18 protein-coding genes are annotated in these 18,712 nt (G+C 60.8%); 5 read left to right on the top strand and 13 right to left on the bottom strand.

The window, feature by feature from the left end:
- Positions 1-44: 44 nt before the first annotated feature.
- On the top strand, positions 45-359 hold the full coding sequence (sugE, locus tag BSF40_RS02120; RefSeq protein ID WP_007977599.1) for a quaternary ammonium compound efflux SMR transporter SugE: 315 nt from the start codon (positions 45-47) through the stop codon (positions 357-359).
- A 96-nt stretch (positions 360-455) separates the two neighbouring features.
- Here the strand turns inward: sugE and BSF40_RS02115 are convergent, their stop codons facing one another.
- The 3 genes from BSF40_RS02115 to BSF40_RS02105 form a co-directional block, all read right to left on the bottom strand.
- Positions 456-2,324: an MFS transporter gene (locus tag BSF40_RS02115; RefSeq protein WP_095963925.1), complete on the bottom strand. Its 1,869-nt coding sequence runs from the start codon at positions 2,322-2,324 to the stop codon at positions 456-458.
- Positions 2,325-2,420: 96 nt separating this feature from the next.
- Entirely contained in the window at positions 2,421-3,572 is a 1,152-nt protein-coding gene (locus BSF40_RS02110) for a TDT family transporter (protein ID WP_015096147.1), read from the bottom strand.
- Positions 3,573-3,677: 105 nt separating this feature from the next.
- A complete protein-coding gene (locus tag BSF40_RS02105; RefSeq protein WP_095963924.1) occupies positions 3,678-3,989 on the bottom strand; it encodes a cupin domain-containing protein in 312 nt (103 codons plus the stop codon).
- Positions 3,990-4,196: 207 nt separating this feature from the next.
- On the opposite strand from BSF40_RS02105, the gene BSF40_RS02100 reads away from it, so the two are divergent.
- Complete coding sequence (locus tag BSF40_RS02100) at positions 4,197-7,667, top strand: PAS domain-containing hybrid sensor histidine kinase/response regulator (protein ID WP_095963923.1); 3,471 nt, start codon at positions 4,197-4,199, stop codon at positions 7,665-7,667.
- 173 nt (positions 7,668-7,840) lie between these two features.
- On the opposite strand, the gene rmuC is transcribed toward BSF40_RS02100, so the two are convergent.
- Together rmuC and BSF40_RS02090 are read right to left on the bottom strand one after the other, a co-directional pair.
- The gene (gene rmuC / locus BSF40_RS02095) at positions 7,841-9,205 is read right to left on the bottom strand and encodes a DNA recombination protein RmuC (RefSeq protein ID WP_172435666.1); all 1,365 of its coding nucleotides are present in this window, start codon (positions 9,203-9,205) and stop codon (positions 7,841-7,843) included.
- Between the two features lie 175 nt (positions 9,206-9,380).
- Positions 9,381-9,704, bottom strand: a complete 324-nt coding sequence (locus tag BSF40_RS02090; protein WP_095963921.1) for a hypothetical protein — start codon at positions 9,702-9,704, stop codon at positions 9,381-9,383.
- A gap of 1,007 nt (positions 9,705-10,711) precedes the next feature.
- Here BSF40_RS02090 and BSF40_RS02080 point away from each other — a divergent pair.
- From BSF40_RS02080 to BSF40_RS02070, 3 genes are all read left to right on the top strand, one after another.
- On the top strand, positions 10,712-10,936 hold the full coding sequence (locus BSF40_RS02080) for a hypothetical protein (RefSeq protein WP_007898912.1): 225 nt from the start codon (positions 10,712-10,714) through the stop codon (positions 10,934-10,936).
- Positions 10,937-11,211: 275 nt separating this feature from the next.
- Entirely contained in the window at positions 11,212-11,694 is a 483-nt protein-coding gene (locus BSF40_RS02075; protein ID WP_007977587.1) for a hypothetical protein, read from the top strand.
- Between the two features lie 146 nt (positions 11,695-11,840).
- Positions 11,841-13,112 carry an OmpP1/FadL family transporter gene (locus BSF40_RS02070; protein WP_095963919.1) on the top strand — a complete coding sequence of 424 codons (1,272 nt, stop codon included), beginning with the start codon at positions 11,841-11,843 and terminating at the stop codon, positions 13,110-13,112.
- Positions 13,113-13,201: 89 nt separating this feature from the next.
- On the opposite strand, the gene BSF40_RS02065 is transcribed toward BSF40_RS02070, so the two are convergent.
- The 8 genes from BSF40_RS02065 to cobU form a co-directional block, all read right to left on the bottom strand.
- Positions 13,202-13,768, bottom strand: coding sequence for a glutathione peroxidase (locus BSF40_RS02065; RefSeq protein ID WP_015096154.1), 567 nt, complete (start codon positions 13,766-13,768; stop codon positions 13,202-13,204).
- Between the two features lie 54 nt (positions 13,769-13,822).
- On the bottom strand, positions 13,823-13,945 hold the full coding sequence (locus BSF40_RS32915; RefSeq protein WP_141249693.1) for a DUF4175 domain-containing protein: 123 nt from the start codon (positions 13,943-13,945) through the stop codon (positions 13,823-13,825).
- Positions 13,942-15,150 carry an MFS transporter gene (locus BSF40_RS02060; protein ID WP_015096156.1) on the bottom strand — a complete coding sequence of 403 codons (1,209 nt, stop codon included), beginning with the start codon at positions 15,148-15,150 and terminating at the stop codon, positions 13,942-13,944. Before BSF40_RS02060 ends, BSF40_RS32915 begins: the two co-directional genes overlap by 4 nt.
- A 52-nt stretch (positions 15,151-15,202) precedes the next feature.
- Positions 15,203-15,607: a MarR family winged helix-turn-helix transcriptional regulator gene (locus tag BSF40_RS02055; protein ID WP_095963918.1), complete on the bottom strand. Its 405-nt coding sequence runs from the start codon at positions 15,605-15,607 to the stop codon at positions 15,203-15,205.
- Between the two features lie 202 nt (positions 15,608-15,809).
- Positions 15,810-16,541 (bottom strand): adenosylcobinamide-GDP ribazoletransferase, encoded by a 732-nt coding sequence (locus BSF40_RS02050; protein ID WP_095963917.1) that lies wholly within the window; start codon positions 16,539-16,541, stop codon positions 15,810-15,812.
- 2 nt (positions 16,542-16,543) lie between these two features.
- Entirely contained in the window at positions 16,544-17,119 is a 576-nt protein-coding gene (cobC, locus tag BSF40_RS02045; protein ID WP_095963916.1) for an alpha-ribazole phosphatase family protein, read from the bottom strand.
- Positions 17,116-18,171 carry a nicotinate-nucleotide--dimethylbenzimidazole phosphoribosyltransferase gene (gene cobT, locus BSF40_RS02040; RefSeq protein ID WP_095963915.1) on the bottom strand — a complete coding sequence of 352 codons (1,056 nt, stop codon included), beginning with the start codon at positions 18,169-18,171 and terminating at the stop codon, positions 17,116-17,118. The genes cobC and cobT overlap by 4 nt, the downstream gene beginning before the upstream one ends.
- Entirely contained in the window at positions 18,168-18,689 is a 522-nt protein-coding gene (gene cobU, locus BSF40_RS02035; protein ID WP_095963914.1) for a bifunctional adenosylcobinamide kinase/adenosylcobinamide-phosphate guanylyltransferase, read from the bottom strand. The genes cobT and cobU overlap by 4 nt, the downstream gene beginning before the upstream one ends.
- Positions 18,690-18,712 lie beyond the last annotated feature (23 nt).

The raw sequence follows: 18,712 nt of genomic DNA, 5'->3' as shown, positions 1-18,712 counted from the left end.
AGTCATTAATCAGGGGACGACCCCGTCAGACGATGGAGGTCTTCATGTCCTGGATCATTCTGTTTTTCGCCGGCCTTTTCGAAGTGGGCTGGGCCGTCGGCCTCAAGTACACCGACGGTTTCACCCGCCCGCTCCCCACTGTATTGACCGTTGCGGCCATGGCTATCAGCCTTGGCCTGCTCGGCCTGGCAATGAAGGAATTGCCGCTGGGCACAGCCTATGCGATCTGGACCGGTGTCGGCGCCGTTGGCACAGTGATCGCCGGGATCATTCTGTTTGGCGAGTCGATGGCGCTGGTGCGGCTGGCGAGTGTGGCGTTGATCATTAGCGGGCTCGTTGGGCTCAAGGTCAGCGCTTAGGCCACTACCGCTTTCGCGAGCAAGCCCGCTCCCACATTCGATCGCATTCCAATGTGGGAGCGGGCTTGCTCGCGAAGAGGCCCGAACTGTCGCCGACTATTTAACTGCCCCGCGCAACGTCCCCACCAACTGCTGCAACCTGGCCGGCTCCGCCACCTCAACCGCCGGCCCGGCCACCAACGTCACCCGCGACCACAACCGGCGAAACAGCCCTTTATTCGGATCGCGACTGAAGAAACTCCCCCACAACCCCTGCAAGGCCAACGGAATCACCGGCACCGGTGTCTCCTCGAGAATCCGCGTCAAGCCGCCCTTGAACTCGTTGATCTCGCCATCGGCGGTCAATTTGCCCTCGGGGAAGATGCACACCAGTTCACCGTCCTTCAGATACCGGGCAATGCGCGTGAAAGCTTGTTCATATATCTGGATGTCCTCCTGGCGCCCGGCAATCGGAATCGTCCCCGCGGTACGGAAGATGAAGTTCAGTACCGGCAGGTTGTAGATCTTGTAATACATCACAAAGCGAATCGGCCGACGTACCGCGCCGCCAATCAGCAAGGCATCGACGAACGACACGTGATTGCACACCAGCAGCGCCGCGCCTTCGTCGGGGATCAGGTCCAGATTGCGGTGCTCCACGCGATACATGGAATGGCTGAGCAGCCAGATCATGAAACGCATGGTGAACTCCGGGACAATCCTGAAGATGTAGGCGTTGACACCGATGTTCAGCAACGACACGACCAGGAACAACTGCGGGATCGACAGCTTGGCCACGCTCAGCAGGACGATCGAGACAATCGCCGACACCACCATGAACAGCGCGTTGAGGATGTTGTTGGCAGCAATCACCCGCGCCCGCTCGTTCTCCGCTGTGCGCGACTGGATCAGCGCGTACAGCGGCACAATGTAGAAACCGCCGAAGACGCCCAGGCCGAGGATGTCGAGCAACACCAGCCAGGTGTGGCCGAAACCGAGGATGTCGATCCAGCCATGGCCGGCGGTGCTGTCCGGAATTCCACCGGAATGCCACCACAGCAGCAGACCGAAGACGGTCAGGCCGAACGATCCGAACGGCACCAGGCCAATCTCCACTTTGCGTCCGGAAAGCTTCTCGCACAGCATCGAACCCAATGCGATGCCGACCGAGAACACCGTCAGAATCAGCGTCACCACGGTTTCGTCGCCGTGCATCCATTCCTTGGCATAGGCCGGGATCTGCGTCAGATAGATCGCCCCGACAAACCAGAACCATGAGTTGCCGACAATCGAGCGTGACACCGCCGGTGTTTGCCCCAGGCCCAGTTTCAATGTGGCCCAGGACTGGCTGAAAATGTTCCAGTTCAGGCGCATTTGCGGCGTGGCGGCCGCCGCCCGGGGAATGCTGCGGCTGGCCAGGTAGCCGAGCACGGCAATGCCGATGATCGCCGTGGATACCACCGGTGCGTAATGCGCCGAAGACATCATGATTCCGGCGCCAATGGTGCCGGCGAGGATCGCCAGGAAGGTGCCCATCTCCACCAGGCCGTTGCCACCGACCAGTTCTTCCTCACGCAGGGCCTGCGGCAGGATCGAATACTTCACCGGCCCGAACAGCGCCGAATGGGTGCCCATGGCGAACAGCGCCAGCAGCATCAACGACAGGTGATCGAACAGAAAACCGACGGCGCCGACCGCCATGATGGCAATTTCCCCAAGCTTGATCAGGCGGATCAACGCGTCCTTGGCGAACTTTTCCCCGAATTGCCCGGCCAGGGCCGAGAACAGGAAAAACGGCAGGATAAACAGCAGCGCACACAGGTTGACCCAGACAGAGCGGTCACCCTCGATGGTCAGCTTGTACAAAATCGCCAGGATCAACGACTGCTTGAACACATTGTCGTTGAATGCCCCAAGGGACTGGGTAATGAAGAACGGCAGGAAGCGCCGGGTACGCAACAAGGTGAACTGTGAGGGGTGACTCATCTTCCATGTGTCCCTGATTATGTAGAGAGTGGCCTGGATACTGTAATTGGAGTATCGAAACTCGATCCAGGCCACACCTTACCTAATCTTTGCCGGTTATTTCTTCAAACCGGCAATGCATGGCGAGACAAACAGTTCACCACGCCAGGCGCCCAGCACCGTGCGCTTGCCGACGATCAGCCACATCACCGCCAGCAACGCCACCAGCACACAACCAGACACACTGAAAAACGTCAGGTTCAAGGTACTGGCCAGCTTCAACGTCGCCAGAGAATAGACGCCCAACGGGAAGGTGAAGCCCCACCAGCCCAGATTGAAGGGGATGCCGGCACGCAGGTAGCGCACAGTGATCAACAACGCCATCAGCATCCACCACAGGCCCAAGCCCCACAGGGTGATGCCGGCCACCAGGCCCAGTCCCGCCGCAATCTCACCGACTCCCGGCAAACCGTTGGCCGCGAAAATCAGCGGTGCATCGCCGCCCAGTACCAGCATGCCCAACGCGCCGGTGCCGATCGGGCCAAGGGCCAACCAGCTCGAGGCGGCCATGTTTTCATGGGGCAATTTATGCAGGGCCATGCGCAGCAACAGAATGGTCAGGATGCTGAAGGCCACCGGCAAGGAAAATGCCCAGAGCACGTAGCTGGTCACCAGCACCACCAGTTGTGAGTGAGCGTCGGCCAAATGCGGCGCCAACAGGCCACCGCTGGCGGCCGCCACTTCTGCCGCGACCACCGGCAACAACCAGACGGCGGTCATCTGGTCGATGCTGTGCTCCTGACGCGTGAACATCATGTAGGGAATCAGCACGCCGCAGGCCAGCGACATCGCCACATCCAGCCACCACAGCACTTCGGCGAGGTGAATCACACCGTCGCCCCAGCGCGGCAGTCCGAACACCAGGAAGCCGTTGATGATGGTTGCCAGGCCCATCGGGATGGTGCCGAAGAACATCGAGACCGTAGAGTGGCCGAAGATCCGTCGTGCCTCGTCGAAAAACAGCAGCCAACGCGCGGCGTACAACGCCGTAAACAGCAGGAACAACGCGATATTGAACAGCCACAGGGCTTCGGCAAAGGCGCGCAAGGCGGGCATGGCGACCGGCAATTGCGCCAGTGCCAGCGCCAGCACACCGGTGCCCATGGTGGCCGCGAACCAGTTGGGCGTGAACTGGCGGATCACTTCGCGTGGGTGCTGCAGGTGACTGAACGGTTTGATTCCGGGCTTGATGCTATTGGCGCATGTCATGGCGAACTCCTGTCCTCTCGTGAGGTGGAGTCGATGTTAGATCCGAATAGAATATCTATATAACGGGTAATATCTCTATATATTATCGATATTACTTATATATGGTCAGACACTCCCCTCCGATTCGACCACCAATATCCGAGCCGGCCCTACCGGATGCGCCACATGCTCAGTACCGACCGAGGCATGAAAAATGTCACCGACTTCCAGCAACGCTTCCCGCTCCACCCCGTCTTCGCGATAAAGCATCCGCACCTGGCCATCGAGCACCACGAACACTTCCTCGCCGTCGTTGACGTGCCATTTGTAGGGTTGATCGGTCCAATGCAGCCGCGTGGTGATGCCGTTCATGCTGGCGATGTCCAGCGCGGCCCAGGCACGCTCGCCAGTGAACGATTTGCTGCGGATGATCTTCATGGTCCGATCCTTCGAGTGAGCTGAGAAGAGGCCAAGGCTAACCCGGATACAAGCGCTGGTGGAATGTGGCAAGGCCAGTCCAGACACTGCAAATCCCCCTGCGACACCCCGCCACGCCACGACCTTGGTCGACACTGACTAACGCTGGCGGTCGTGCGAGACTGTCTGTCCGGGCGGGAGGTCCGGGTGTCTTTGTCTGGAGTCCCCATGTCGCTGTCCACCGGGCTGATTGCCGTCGTCGCCCTGGCCTATATGGCCATCATGTTCGCCATCGCCTTCTATGGCGACCGTCGCAGCGCGCCCTTGCCGCCGCGTGTGCGCGCCTGGGTGTACAGCCTGTCGCTGGCGGTCTATTGCACCAGCTGGACGTTCTTCGGCGCCGTGGGCCAGGCCGCCGAACAGCTCTGGTCGTTCCTGCCGATCTACCTCGGGCCGATCCTGTTGCTGGTCGGCGCACCGTGGGTCCTGCAGAAAATGGTGATGATCAGCAAACAGGAGAACATCACCTCGATCGCCGACTTCATCGCCGCGCGCTATGGCAAATCCCAGTCGCTGGCGGTGGTGGTGGCGCTGATTTGCCTGGTCGGCGTGCTGCCCTATATCGCGTTGCAGCTCAAAGGCATTGTGCTCGGCGTGAACCTGCTTATCGGTGCCGGCGCCGACGCCATGGGCACCCGGGCCCAGGACACGGCGCTGATCGTATCGCTGGTGCTGGCGCTGTTCACCATCGTCTTCGGTACCCGCAACCTCGACGCCACGGAGCACCACCGCGGCATGGTGCTGGCCATTGCCTTCGAGTCACTGGTCAAGCTGTTCGCGTTTCTCGCGGTCGGCGCGTTCGTGACCTACGGCCTGTACGACGGTTTCGACGACCTGTTCGACCAGGCCATGCTGGCGCCGCGTCTGGAACAGTACTGGAAGGAAACCATCAACTGGCCGTCGATGGTGGTGCAGACCGGTGTGGCAATGATGGCGATCATTTGCCTGCCGCGGCAGTTCCACGTGACCGTTGTCGAGAACATCGATCCCCAGGATCTGCGCCTGGCCAAGTGGGTATTCCCGGCCTACCTCGCCCTGGCTGCATTGTTTGTCGTGCCGATCGCCCTGGCCGGCCAGATGCTGCTGCCCAGTTCGGTGTTGCCGGACTCGTTCGTCATCAGCCTGCCCTTGGCGCAGGCGCATCCGGCGCTGGCCCTGCTGGCGTTTATCGGTGGCGCATCGGCGGCCACCGGCATGGTGATCGTGGCCAGCGTGGCGCTGTCGACCATGGTATCCAATGACATGCTGTTGCCCTGGCTGCTGCGTCGCAACAACGCCGAGCGCCCGTTCGAAGTGTTCCGCCAGTGGATGCTGTCGGTGCGCCGCGTCAGCATCGTGGTCATTCTGTTGCTGGCCTACGTCAGTTACCGCCTGCTGGGCTCGACCGCCAGCCTGGCGACCATCGGCCAGATCGCCTTCGCCGCCGTGACCCAACTGGCCCCCGCCATGCTCGGTGCACTGTACTGGAAACAGGCCAACCGCCGCGGCGTTTTCGCCGGCCTCGCCGCAGGTACCTTCCTGTGGTTCTACACCCTGATCCTGCCGATTGCCGCCCTCAGCCTCGGCCTTTCCTTGAGCTCATTCCCGGGGCTGGCCTGGTTGCACAGCAATCCACTGAACCTGCCGATCACCCCGCTGACCCAAGGCGTGGTGCTGTCGCTGGCTGGCAACTTCACGCTGTTCGCCTGGGTCTCGGTGCTGTCGCGCACCCGGGTTTCCGAGCACTGGCAGGCAGGCCGCTTCATCGGCCAGGAAATCAGTGCCCGCCCCAGCGCACGCTCGATGCTGGCGGTGCAGATCGACGACCTGCTGCAGCTGGCGGCGCGCTTCGTCGGCGAAGAACGCGCCCGTCAAAGCTTCATCCGCTTTGCCTATCGCCAGGGCAAAGGCTTCAACCCGAGCCAGAACGCTGACGGGGAATGGATCGCCCATACCGAACGCCTGCTGGCCGGTGTGCTGGGTGCCTCTTCGACCCGCGCGGTGGTAAAAGCCGCCATTGAGGGCCGGGAGATGCAATTGGAAGACGTCGTGCGCATCGCCGACGAAGCCTCGGAGGTGCTGCAATTCAACCGCGCCTTGCTGCAAGGCGCCATCGAGAACATCACCCAGGGCATCAGCGTGGTCGACCAGTCGCTGAAACTGGTGGCCTGGAACCGTCGCTACCTGGAGTTGTTCAACTACCCGGACGGCCTGATCAGTGTCGGTCGGCCGATCGCCGACATCATTCGCCACAATGCCGAGCGCGGCCTGTGCGGCCCCGGCGAAGCCGAAGTTCACGTCGCGCGTCGCCTTCACTGGATGCGCCAGGGCCGCGCGCATACCTCCGAGCGCCTGTTCCCCAACGGCCGGGTCATCGAGTTGATCGGCAACCCGATGCCGGGCGGCGGCTTCGTCATGAGTTTCACCGACATCACCGCGTTCCGCGAAGCCGAACAGGCGCTGACCGAAGCCAACGAAGGCCTGGAGCAACGGGTCACCGAACGGACCCACGAACTGTCGCAGCTCAACGTCGCCCTGACCGAAGCCAAGGGCACCGCCGAGGCGGCCAACCAGTCCAAGACCCGCTTTCTCGCGGCCGTCAGCCATGACTTGATGCAACCGTTGAATGCGGCACGCCTGTTCTCCGCCGCCCTCTCCCATCAGCACGATGGACTCTCCGGCGAAGCGCAGAAACTGGTCGGACACCTGGACAGCTCGCTGCGCTCGGCCGAGGACCTGATCAGCGACCTTTTGGACATTTCCCGCCTGGAGAACCGCAAGATCAACCCGAATCGCCAGCCGTTCGCGCTCAACGAACTGTTCGACACCCTCGGTGCAGAGTTCAAGGTGCTGGCGCAGGAACAAGACCTGGAGTTCCGCGTTCGTGGCAGCACGCTGCGAGTCGACAGCGACATCAAGCTGCTGCGGCGAATTTTGCAGAACTTCCTGACCAATGCGTTTCGCTACGGCAAAGGGCCGGTACTACTGGGCGTTCGCCGGCACAAGGAAGCATTGAGTCTGGAAGTCTGGGACCGTGGGCCGGGTATTCCGGAAGATAAACAACAGGTGATTTTCGAAGAGTTCAAGCGCCTCGACAGCCACCAGACACGGGCCGAAAAAGGCCTCGGCCTGGGGCTGGCCATTGCCGACGGGCTATGTCGCGTGCTCGGTCATACCTTGCGCGTGCGCTCCTGGCCGGGACGTGGCAGCGTGTTCAGCGTCAGCGTACCGCTGGCCCGGGCACAAACCGCAGCGCCGGTCAAAGTCGCCGAGCTCAATGGCAAATTGCTCAATGGCGCACAGGTGCTGTGCATCGATAACGAGGACAGCATCCTGATCGGCATGAACAGCTTGCTCAGCCGCTGGGGTTGCCAGGTCTGGACCGCACGCAATCGCGAGGAATGCGCAACACTGCTGGGCGAAGGCATGCGCCCGCAATTGGCGCTGGTGGATTACCACCTCGATCATGGCGAAACCGGAACCGATCTGATGGCCTGGTTGCGCACGCAAATGGGCGAGCCGGTTCCTGGTGTGGTGATCAGCGCCGATGGCCGGCCGGAGACGGTCGACAAGGTGCATGCAGCAGGGCTGGATTACCTGGCCAAACCGGTGAAACCGGCGGCTTTGCGGGCGTTGTTGAGTCGGTATTTGCCGTTGTAACGCAGATTGACTCAAAACCCTGTGGCGAGGGAGCTTGCTCCCGCTGGGCTGCGCAGCAGCCCCAATACCATTCAATGAGTCTCATCAGGTTAAGCGCGCTGCCTGATGGACGACTGCTGCGCAGCCGGACGGGAGCAAGCTCCCTCGCCACAGGGTCCACGCTCGACCGGGGGTTACTCCGGCAATTCGACCAACCCATCGACATCGGTCATCGCCCGCTCCAGCAAATCCGCCGGCAGGCTCTTGCTCGCCCGTGCCCCCAGCAGCTTGAGTTGTTCACTGCGACTGACCAGGTTGCCACGCCCCTCTGTCAGCTTGTTGCGTGCCGAACTGTAAGCCTTGTCCAGTTGCTGCAGGCGATTGCCGACCTCGTCCAGATCCTGAATGAACAGCACGAACTTGTCGTACAGCCACCCGGCCCGCTCGGCGATTTCCCGGGCGTTCTGGCTCTGGCGCTCCTGTTTCCACAGGCTGTCGATGACACGCAGGGTCGCCAACAACGTGGTGGGGCTGACGATCACGATGTTGCGGTCGAATGCCTCCTGAAACAGCGTCGGCTCAGCCTGCAACGCAGCAGAGAACGCCGCCTCGATCGGCACGAAGAGCAACACGAAATCCAGGCTGTGCAAGCCATCGAGGCGCTTGTAATCCTTGCCGGCCAGGCCTTTGACGTGACTGCGCAATGAAAGCACATGCTGCTTGATGGCGATCTGGCCGATGGCCTCGTCCTCAGCCGCCACGTATTGCTGATAGGCCGTCAGGCTGACCTTGGAGTCGACCACCACCTGCTTGTCGCCCGGCAAGTAAATGATCACGTCCGGCTGGAAGCGTTCACCGTCCGGTCCCTTGAGATTGACCTGAGTCTGGTACTCGCGGCCCTTCTCCAGCCCGGCATGCTCGAGCACGCGCTCAAGGATCAGTTCGCCCCAATTGCCTTGGGTCTTCTGCCCTTTCAAGGCGCGGGTCAGGTTGGTGGCTTCGTCGCTCAAGCGCAAATTCAGCTGTTGCAGGCGCTCCAGTTCCTTGGCCAGGGAGAAACGCTCACGAGCTTCGTTCTGATAGCTTTCCTCGACGCGCTTTTCGAAGGACTGGATGCGCTCCTTGAGCGGATCGAGCAACTGTCCCAGGCGCTGCTGGCTGGTTTCGGCAAAACGCTGCTCGCGCTCATCGAAAATCTTCCCCGCCAGCTCGGCAAACTGCGCGCGCAATTCGTCCCGCGAACCTTGCAGGTCGTCAAGGCGTTGCTGATGGCTGTCCTGTTGCTCGCGCAATTCGGCGTTGAGCGACGCGGCCTGAGCATCCAGACGGCGCAGTTCGGCTTCCTTGCCAGCGCGTTCGATATTCCACGCATGGGCGGCGTCCCGGGCGTCGTCGCGCTCGATCTGCAGCAGTTCGACTTCACGACGCAGCGCAGCCAGATCAGCCTGCTTGGCGGAGTTGGCCTGGGTCAGATCAGCGATTTCATCGCGGCTGGATTCGAGTTGTGCATTCAAGCCGTCCTGCGCCAGTTGCGCCATGGCCAGGCGCTCCTGCAGCAGTGCAACGTCTGCCTGCGTGGTGCTGGCCCGACGCTGAAGTTGCCAGGCCAATACCAGCAACGGCAACCCTGCCGCTGCCAGACCCAGCAATACGCTGGTCAAGTCCATTGCCATAGCCACTCCTGCCATTCGGATAAAGCCTGAAGGTTAACCAAGGCGTCCGGTCTTGGACAGCTCAGTCTTCGATCAGCCCCAGTTCCTGTTGAGCGCGGCGATCGCCTGCCCGAGCGGCCTGACGCAGCAGCTCCTGACCGATACGGCGGTCCCGGGCATTCCCGCATTCACGGCACATCAACTGGCCAAGGCGACTTTGCGCAGCCACCACGCCCTCACGGGCCGGTTGCTTGAGCAGACGTCCGGCGATGTGTTTGACGTTAGGGTTTTCGCCCAGGTGCGGACTGTCCAACAGCCACTCTGCCACGCGCATGGAAAAGCGCTTGGTAGGGGCAACAGAGGGTGGTGTGGAGGTAGAGGAAACAGGGGCTGAGCGAAACTTCATAAAGCACTGTGGGGCAGATCGGAAGGCGCGCAACTTTACTCTCTTTTTCTTACAGGTAAAGCTGAAAATGTCCCGGCACGCCCGTCCTAGAGCAAGCGCTCGGGACAATCCACAGAAGCTGTGGATAACTCAGTGGACAACCGTCTCTGAACCCGCTCAAAGCCCTGTGGAATGGGGTTCGCAGTCAAACTGACGATTTTTTCACCAGTAAAAAAAAGCGATGTTTTTCATTGACTTAAATTTTGGTTACAGGCAGCGATTGCGCTTGAACGTGAGATGACAGCGCAGTGACAGACGCTGCAACTAATGTGCACAAGTGCCTTTGCGACGGTTATATCAATGCACTTTTTCGGCGCGTTTTTTTGTCATGCCTGGGGATAAGCCCCGGCAAACCCGGTATTTAGGCAGCTGCGTTACTACCCACATCGATGACCGATGGTCGGATTTTGCTCTGCTACAGGGCGTATCAATTGGCGGCAGCGTCGCTTCATACGCTTATCTACAAGGCAAAACAGCCCGATCGAGCACCCGCTGGGAAATTCTTTTTGCTACCACACTTCCCTTGGCCGGTTCAATCCGTTAGTATCCGCGGCGTTAGTACCAAGCTGAAAGTCAATTCTGGTCGAACAAATCCCCCCGGTCAGCCTTCCCGAAGGAAGCCTCCACCGAACAAGCGGGATCGACCACCTCGATGGTTTCCAGGTAAATCTTGCGCCGACACAACCTTTGAATCGAAAGCGAAGGGTGTTGCTCCGCCTGCCTACTCTGCTCGAACCAACCTGCAAATTGATCAGGATCTTCACCCCGGGCCCAGAACCTTTGCCCTCGATGTGTTGCCTGCCCTCCTAAGTACCTACCTGCCAGCCCAAGCGCGCCAACTTATCAGCGCTTCAAACTGGCTGCTTTGTTCCAGTCGGGTTCTTCGTTCGATCAATGGTGATCGACGTTACTGGAACGTTTTAACGTTGCACGGTTCTTATCCGTGTCATTTGTAGGAACACCCAATAATGTCTACTCAAATCCACACTCAGGATGCCATTCGCACCCTAACCAACGCTTTTGCACCAATGAACTGCCTGATCATGGCCGCCCGCAAAGGCTGCTTCAGCTTCACCCTGGTCAACGAACACGGCATCGCTCGTCACAGCGAACGCCTGTACCCCGATCAATACTCCAGCGCCGAGCCGCTGCAGGCCGTGATCGAGCGTACCCGTCAGGCCCTGGTTGCCTGAAACGCCAGAAAGGCTGAAAAACCCGAAAGCCCTGCCCGAAAAGCAGGGCTTTTTATTGCCCGATGTTTCCCCGCACTCGAACCACGACTAAGCACGATCCGATATAAGGGTTATAACTGGTCGCTGGAAATATTTTAAAAACAGTCCTTTACAGCGCGAATATGACACTACACTTCAACTCAAGCGGCTTGACCCGCTTGCGGCGAGCCTGAACCGATTCACAGCTGCCAAGCCCCCTTCAGGTATCGCCGTCCAATTCATGCTTCGAGGGTTTTATGGGTATCGCTGCCAGCGAACTGTGCCGCTATGTGATTCGTCCGACATTGATCTACCTCGGACGCCATAGCGCTACTGCCGAATCCCTGCTGCTGGGCATTGCCGCCAGCCAGTCAGCCCTTGGTTCCGCCCTGCATGACCGCCGTGGGCACGGCCTGTACCGCATCGCCGAACCCCGCCACCAGGCACTTTGGGACCATTACCTGGCCCTTGATCCGGAGCGTGCAAGCCTGGTCCGCGGCCTGGCCAGCCAGCATGCATTTCTGAGCGGGCCGCACCTCGAGTTGACCGTCAACCTGCGTTACGCCACAGCCATCGCCTGGCTGCTGGTGGAAGAACAGAATACCCCCCTCCCCTCCCCTGATGATCTGTTGGGCATGGCCAGGATCTGGCGCCAGACATTTCACCCCCAGGGGCGTCTGCGTGATTTCACCAGTGCCTGGCAAACCTGTGTTTCACCCCTGAATCAGGTAGCCTGCTGATACTTCTGGATCCAAACATCGCGCAACATGTGGTGATTTTGGTCGGATTGTCCTACAAAACCGCTCTAAATCAAGGCATACAGCCTATGGCGCCGGGACGAAAATGTTGGTAATTTTCGCCCCGGTGATCACCAGGAGTTCTAATAATGAAAAAAGTAATGCTCAAAACCACCCTCAGTCTCGCCGTTGCCATGGCATCCACCCAGCTCTTTGCAAGTGGCTTTGCCCTGAACGAACAAAGCATCAGCGGGATGGGGACAGGTTTTGCCGGGCGATCTTCCTCTGCCGACGACGCATCCACCATTGCTGGCAACCCTGCCGGCATGTCCCGCATCAAGCGCGAACAAGTGACCGGCGGTGTTGCATTCATCGACGCGCACACTGACATCAGTGACGCCAGCTCCCGTCCGAACGGCGGTACCAACAAAGGTGACATGGTCCCTTTCATGGGCGTGCCGATGGGTTACTACGTCAAACCAATCGACGACCACTGGGCATTCGGTATCGGCGTGTACGCACCATTCGGCCTGGTCACCGACTACGAGAACAACTTTGCCGGCCGTTACTTCGGCAGCAAGAGTGAAGTTAGAATCGTCACCCTGCAACCGACTGTCAGCTACGCCTTCAACGACAAGGTCTCCATCGGTTTCGGCCCGACCATCAACCGCATCGACGGCACCCTGGAATCGAATCTGTCGATCACCCAGGCCGCGCCAGACGGCAAGGTCAAGATCGAAGGTGACGACACTGCGCTGGGCTACAACATCGGCGTTCTGGTTCAAGCCACCGACAGCACGCGTGTCGGCCTGACCTACCACTCGAAAGTGAAGTACAAGCTCGAAGGCAACACCAAGGTCAACTACGGCTTGCTGGGCCTGATCGGCCAGAACCCGAATCAGAAGTACGACGCTTCGCTGGACCTGACCACACCTGAATCGGTGGACTTCTCGGTCACTCACCAGCTCGACGACAAGTGGACTCTGTACGCAGGCAGCACCTGGACCCGCTGGAGCCGCCTGAAAGAAATCACCGTTGAAAACACAGGTGTTCCAGCCGTTCTGAATGGCCAGTTCGGTACCATCACCGAAGAACAGAACTGGCACGACACCTGGGCTCACGCCATCGGCGCGTCCTACCAGCTGAACAAGCAGTGGGTACTGCGTACCGGTCTGTCCGTTGACCAGGCACCGACCAACAACGTTGACCGTTCCCCTCGCATCCCGACGGGCGATCGCAAGATTTTCAGCGTGGGCGCCGGCTGGAGCCCGACCGACGACCTGACCATCGACCTGGCGTATTCGTACCTGCGCGAAGAATCGGTCAAGGTCAACAACAGCAACGACCGTGGCCAGAGCTACAACGCCAAGTATGAAAACTACGCGAACGGTTTCGGACTCGGTGCAACCTACCGCTTCTGATGACTCCCGGCGAGCCTGAACCACTCGCCATCGGAATCAAAAAAAGCCCCGCTCTCTTTATAGAGGCGGGGCTTTTCAGTGGGCATCGATCAGGGGGTCGAAGCGAGCGGTGGCGAGGCCAGGGCTTTTTCTACCGCGGCGATGAACTCGGGATCATCCGGCTTGGTCAGGCTGGAGAAACTGGCGATCACCTTGCCCTGGCGATCGACCACATACTTGTAGAAATTCCACTTCGGCGCACTGGTTTGACGGGCGAGGACTTTGAACAAGTGCGTTGCGTCTTCGCCGCGAACCTTCTGCGGCTCAGTCATGGTGAAGGTCACGCCGTAGTTGGCATAGCAGACTTTCGCAGTCTCGGCGCTGTCTTTGGACTCCTGCTTGAAGTCGTTTGACGGCACGCCGAGTATTTCCAGCCCTTGCCCTTTGTAGCGCTGATTGAGTGCCTCAAGGCCCTCGAACTGCGGTGCGAAGCCGCAGAAACTGGCGGTATTGACCACCACCAGCGGCTTGTCGGCGTAACGCTGGCACAGGTCGATGGACTCCTTGGCCCGCAACTTCGGCAGCGAGCCCTGCAGCACCTCCGGACAGTCAGCGGCCCAAGCCGGCCCGGACAACGCCATCAGCAACGCGGGAACAGCACACCAGCGCTTGAGCATCTCGAGCCTCCTTGATAATTCGTCAAAAGCGACGTTACTCGCCCTCGCCGCTCACTAGCAAGCCCCCATGCCCAACTGCATCAGCGCCAGCCCGCCCTGATGCCAGCCCCACCACGACAACGCCAGCACCAAGGCGCAGACGGCGGCTACAGCGATCCGGGGCCAAAGGCTGTTCATGTCGCACTCATCTGTGTTTGCAGGCGCGCCACCGGCCGTTCACGCACCGGCCAGTTGAGGGCAGCGGCCAACAGGCTCAAGAGAATTGCCACTTGCCAGATCAAGTCATAACTCCCGGTTCGGTCATACACCACCCCGCCCAGCCAGCCGCCCAGGAACGAACCGAGCTGGTGAAACAGGAAAACAATCCCGCCGAGCATGGACAGGTTTCGCACACCGAACAAGGTCGCCACCGTACCGTTGGTCAATGGCACCGTCGACAGCCACAGGAAGCCCATGGCCATGCCGAACAGGTAGGCCGTGGTGGTGGTCACCGGTGCCCACAGGAACAACGCAATGACCACCGCCCGCAGCAAATACAACCCCGTAAGCAAACGCGGCTTGGACATGCGCCCGCCGAGCCACCCGGCGGTATAGGTGCCGAAAATGTTGAACAGGCCGATCAGCGCCAGCACCGTGGTGCCAACCGTGGCCGGTAAATGCTGATCCACCAGATAGGCCGGCAAGTGCACACCGATGAACACCACCTGGAATCCGCAGACAAAAAAGCCGAACGCCAGCAGCCAGAATCCGGAATGCGAGCAGGCTTCGCGCAGTGCTTCGCCAAGGGTTTGTTCGTGGCCCAGGACGGGTAATGGCTTGTCCTTGAGCATGCTCACCAGCGGTACGATCAGCGCCACCAGCAAGCCCAGCGCGAGCAACGCTGCGGACCAGCCAAGCCATCCGATCAAACCAAGCGTACCGGGCAACATCGCGAACTGGCCGAACGAGCCGGCAGCACTGGCGATCCCCATGCCCATGCTGCGTTTTTCCGGTGGTACTGCGCGGCCGACCACCCCCAGAATCACCGAGAACGACGTCCCGGACAGCCCGATGCCGATCAGCAGGCCGGCGCTCAGGGACAGGGTCACTGCCGAGTCGGAGAGCCCCATGCAAATCAGCCCGGCCGCGTACAGGACGCCACCGATCAGCACCACTTTCGCCGCGCCGAAGCGATCGGCCAGCGCACCGGTGAATGGCTGGGCGAGGCCCCAGATCAGGTTCTGCAAGGCGATCGCGAAGGCAAAGACTTCACGACCCCAGCCGAACTCGGCACTCATCGGCGCCAGAAACAGCCCGAAGCCATGTCGAACCCCCAGAGACAACGCAAGGATCAGCGCACTCCCCAACAGAACCCAACCGCACGTACGCCACATCGATGTCATTGTTGTTCTCCGGTAGCGGGTATATACCCGCTTATGATCGGAAAAACCGGCGTCACGCCAGTTCGTCCAGCAGCTTCAATAAGGTTTCGCGCTTCTCGGCCCCCAGGCGATCGATCAAGCGCTGCTGTGCGGCCTCCCAGGCCGGCAAGGCAGCCTTGAGACGCTCTGCCCCGGCCTCGGTCAGCAGGACGATGCGGTTACGCATGTCTTCGCCCTCAACCAGTGTCACCAGGCCCTCCCCCTCCAGCACCCGCAAATTGCGTCCCAAGGTGCTGCGATCCAGGCCCATGGCCTCGGCCAGGGTTGAAATGCTCGGCTGATCCAGACGCTGCAGATTGCACAGCAAAGAATACTGCGCAACGTTGATCCCGAAGCCGTCGAGAGCGCCGTCGTAATGCCTGCTGACGCCACGGGCGGCGCGACGCAGGTTGATGCATAAACATTGGGAATCGAGCATGGTGCGTGTATATACCCGTGAGCGTGTTAAATCAAGTTACATGGTTTTTTCAGTGACTGAGCGGCGCCTGGTAGGCCGCCTTCGCGAGCAAGCCCGCTCCCACAGAGATTTTCGGTGTGCCCACTATTTTGCCAACAAAACAGAAACCCTGTGGGAGCGGGCTTGCCCGCGAAGGGGCCAGAACAGGTCACCATCACTGTGCTCAGACTAATGCCAATCCAACCAACACCCCTACCTCCAGCAACTCCAGCATTGCCCCTGCCGTATCGCCAGTCGTTCCACCGAGCCGCCGCAGCATCACCAGCCGCAACCAGACAAACCCGAGAACCGCCAACACCACCGCCAGCACACCACTCAAACCGGCAATCAGCACACAGGCCAGTGCACTGACCGCCAACACCTGCCTGCCCGCCGAGCGCGGAAGATGATCGGCCAATGCCTGCCCCAGGCCACCGGCACGCACATAGGGTGTGGTCAGAAACAAGCCGAGCAAGGCGCTGCGACCGATCAACGGCACGATGATCAATGCCAACGAATCCGGTTGCCCGATCAACGCCAGCAGCGCAGTGAACTTGAGCAACAACACCAGCACCAGCGTCACCACGGCGATCGGCCCGCTGCGCGGGTCTTTCATGATGGTCAGCGTACGCTCGCGGTCGCCAAAACCGCCGAGCCAGGCGTCGGCGCTGTCCGCCAGGCCATCGAGATGCAACCCGCCGCTGAGCAGTACCCAGACGCTCAGCAATAACGCCGCGTGCAACAACGCCGGCGTACCCTGCAACAGCCAGCTCACTGCCCACAGAATCACGCCAAAGAGCAATCCCACCAGCGGATAAAACAACAGCGACCGCCCCAGCTCCCCAGGCTCAGGCATGCCCGGCAGGCGAATCGGCAGGCTGCTGAGAAATTGCAGGGCGATCCAGAATGGCAACATGGTCAGCGCACTTCCTTCAACATACCAGCGGACTCCATCGTCAGCGAAAACAGCGCGCCATGCCCGACCTCAACGTTGAGCAGTTGCTCTCGCGGCAGCCCGCGAGCGTGTGCCAGCAACAGGCGCATCACCCCGCCGTGGCTGATCAGCAGAATGCGCTCACCGGCACAGGTCGCGTGCAAACGCTGCAGCGCTGCCAGCACCCGTGTCGAAAAGTCCGCAACCGGCTCGCCCTGAGGCGGCGTGAACGAGTAAGGATCGGCCCAGAACAAGCCCAGCGCCTGCGCGTCGGTCTCCATCAACGCCGCCGCGCTTTGCCCTTCCCAGGCGCCGAAATGCAACTCTTGCAGGTCTTTATCCCATTGCACTGGCACACCCAGTTGTGCACCGAGTTCCTCGGCAAACCGCGCACAACGCTGCAATGGCGAACTGACCAACCGGTCCCATGGCCCTTGCCCGACCACGGCGGCGCGCATCTGCGCCCAGCCCGTTTCGGTCAACGCATCATCGATGCTGCCGCGCAGGCCACCGCCGAATTCGGTTTCACCGTGACGCAACAGATCCACGCGCAGGGTCATGCCGGACGATCTGCCACGGCGGCTTCGGCGAAGGTCGCCATCTGCCCGTGCAGGTCGCAAGCCAGACGCAACAGCGGCACAGCCAATGCCGCGCCACTGCCTTCACCGAGCCGCAGACCAAGATCAAGCAAGGGTTGCGCATCCAGGGTTTCCAGCACATGACGGTGCCCCGGCTCGGCGCCGCGATGACCGAACAACAGCCACTGACGGCATTCAGGATTCAAGCGCACCGCGACCAGCGCAGCGACACTGCAGATGAAGCCGTCCACCAGCACCGCGACACCTTCTTGAGCACAGGCGAGATAGGCACCGACCAGTGCGGCAATCTCGAAGCCACCAAGGTTGAACAGGGTCTGCAAGGCATCGCCACGCTGCGGGCCATGCAACACCAGGGCACGCTCGATCACCTGGGCTTTGTGGCTGACACCTTCGGCGTTGAGCCCGGTGCCAGGACCGGTCAAGTGGCCCACCGGGCAATCGAGCAAGGCACAGGCCAGGGCGCTGGCAGCGGTGGTGTTGCCAATGCCCATTTCGCCACCGATGAACAACTGCGCACCGCTGGCCATCGCCCGCTGCACGCTGTCACGGCCGGCCTGCAAAGCGAGTTGTCCCTGGGCTTCGGTCATGGCCGGTCCCTGTACGAAATTCGCCGTGCCCGGGCCGACGTTCAGGTGACGCACACCCGGCAGGTTCAGCGACGGCGTCACCGTGCCAAGGTCAACCACCTCGAGGGAAGCGCCCAGTTGCCGCGCCAGTACGCTGATCGCGGCACCACCGCTGACGAAGTTGAGCAGCATCTGCCCGGTCACTTCCTGGGGAAACGCCGACACGCCCTCGGCGACCACGCCATGGTCGCCGGCAAATATCGCGATCCACACCTGCTCCAGACTTGGCTTGACCCGCCCCTGCAAGCCTGCCAGTTGCACCGCCACCGATTCCAGCTGACCAAGGGAGCCGGCCGGTTTGGTCAGTTGCTGTTGCCGCGCCCGGGCCTGTTCGAGCGCTTGGGTATCCACTGGCCTGCACGGGTTCAGCCACCAGGATTGAGTCATAACGCAGTTCCTTTCAGAGTCAGGGGCAGGCCGGCGACGGTCAGGACGACACGCTGACAACGCTCAGCCAGAGCTTGATGCAGCCAACCGGCTTCATCGACATAGCGGCGAGTCAATTCACCCAGCGGCACGACACCCATTCCGGTCTCGTTGCTGACAAAAATGATTTCACCCGGCAACGCTGCCAGGCAGTCCAGCAGGGCATCACGCTCGGCTTGCAAGCGCTCGGCATCGTCGAGCATCAGCAGGTTGGTCAACCACAGGGTCAGGCAATCCACCAGCAGACAGCGGTCGGCACGGGCGCTTTCACGCAGTACCCGGGCCAGTTCCAGGGGTTCTTCAATCAGTGCCCATTCGGCAGGACGACGGGCACGGTGATGAGCCACCCGCTCGCTCATTTCGCCATCCAGTGGCTGGCTGGTGGCGATGTAGGTGACGGTCAGGGCGCTGTCGATGGCGAGTTTTTCAGCCAGGCGACTCTTGCCGGAGCGGGCGCCGCCGAGGATCAGTTGGAGCATGGTTACATCCTTTCAAATGGGCG

Origin of the sequence: Pseudomonas sp. ACN5, from assembly GCF_002303975.1 — a bacterium.
Classification (GTDB): Bacteria; Pseudomonadota; Gammaproteobacteria; order Pseudomonadales; family Pseudomonadaceae; genus Aquipseudomonas; species Aquipseudomonas laurylsulfatiphila.
This window is presented reverse-complemented; position numbering and strand designations above follow the sequence as displayed.

Coding starts and splice junctions, on each gene's coding strand:
- BSF40_RS02065 (WP_015096154.1), bottom strand. CDS start 13,768: ATGCTCAAGCGCTGGTGTGCTGTTCCCGCGTTGCTGATGGCGTTGTCC.
- BSF40_RS02060 (WP_015096156.1), bottom strand. CDS start 15,150: ATGACATCGATGTGGCGTACGTGCGGTTGGGTTCTGTTGGGGAGTGCG.
- BSF40_RS02075 (WP_007977587.1), top strand. CDS start 11,212: ATGGGTATCGCTGCCAGCGAACTGTGCCGCTATGTGATTCGTCCGACA.
- BSF40_RS32915 (WP_141249693.1), bottom strand. CDS start 13,945: ATGAACAGCCTTTGGCCCCGGATCGCTGTAGCCGCCGTCTGCGCCTTG.
- BSF40_RS02115 (WP_095963925.1), bottom strand. CDS start 2,324: ATGAGTCACCCCTCACAGTTCACCTTGTTGCGTACCCGGCGCTTCCTG.
- BSF40_RS02105 (WP_095963924.1), bottom strand. CDS start 3,989: ATGAAGATCATCCGCAGCAAATCGTTCACTGGCGAGCGTGCCTGGGCC.
- BSF40_RS02090 (WP_095963921.1), bottom strand. CDS start 9,704: ATGAAGTTTCGCTCAGCCCCTGTTTCCTCTACCTCCACACCACCCTCT.
- BSF40_RS02070 (WP_095963919.1), top strand. CDS start 11,841: ATGAAAAAAGTAATGCTCAAAACCACCCTCAGTCTCGCCGTTGCCATG.
- cobT (WP_095963915.1), bottom strand. CDS start 18,171: ATGACTCAATCCTGGTGGCTGAACCCGTGCAGGCCAGTGGATACCCAA.
- cobC (WP_095963916.1), bottom strand. CDS start 17,119: ATGACCCTGCGCGTGGATCTGTTGCGTCACGGTGAAACCGAATTCGGC.
- BSF40_RS02055 (WP_095963918.1), bottom strand. CDS start 15,607: ATGCTCGATTCCCAATGTTTATGCATCAACCTGCGTCGCGCCGCCCGT.
- BSF40_RS02080 (WP_007898912.1), top strand. CDS start 10,712: ATGTCTACTCAAATCCACACTCAGGATGCCATTCGCACCCTAACCAAC.
- BSF40_RS02050 (WP_095963917.1), bottom strand. CDS start 16,541: ATGTTGCCATTCTGGATCGCCCTGCAATTTCTCAGCAGCCTGCCGATT.
- BSF40_RS02100 (WP_095963923.1), top strand. CDS start 4,197: ATGTCGCTGTCCACCGGGCTGATTGCCGTCGTCGCCCTGGCCTATATG.
- BSF40_RS02110 (WP_015096147.1), bottom strand. CDS start 3,572: ATGACATGCGCCAATAGCATCAAGCCCGGAATCAAACCGTTCAGTCAC.
- cobU (WP_095963914.1), bottom strand. CDS start 18,689: ATGCTCCAACTGATCCTCGGCGGCGCCCGCTCCGGCAAGAGTCGCCTG.
- sugE (WP_007977599.1), top strand. CDS start 45: ATGTCCTGGATCATTCTGTTTTTCGCCGGCCTTTTCGAAGTGGGCTGG.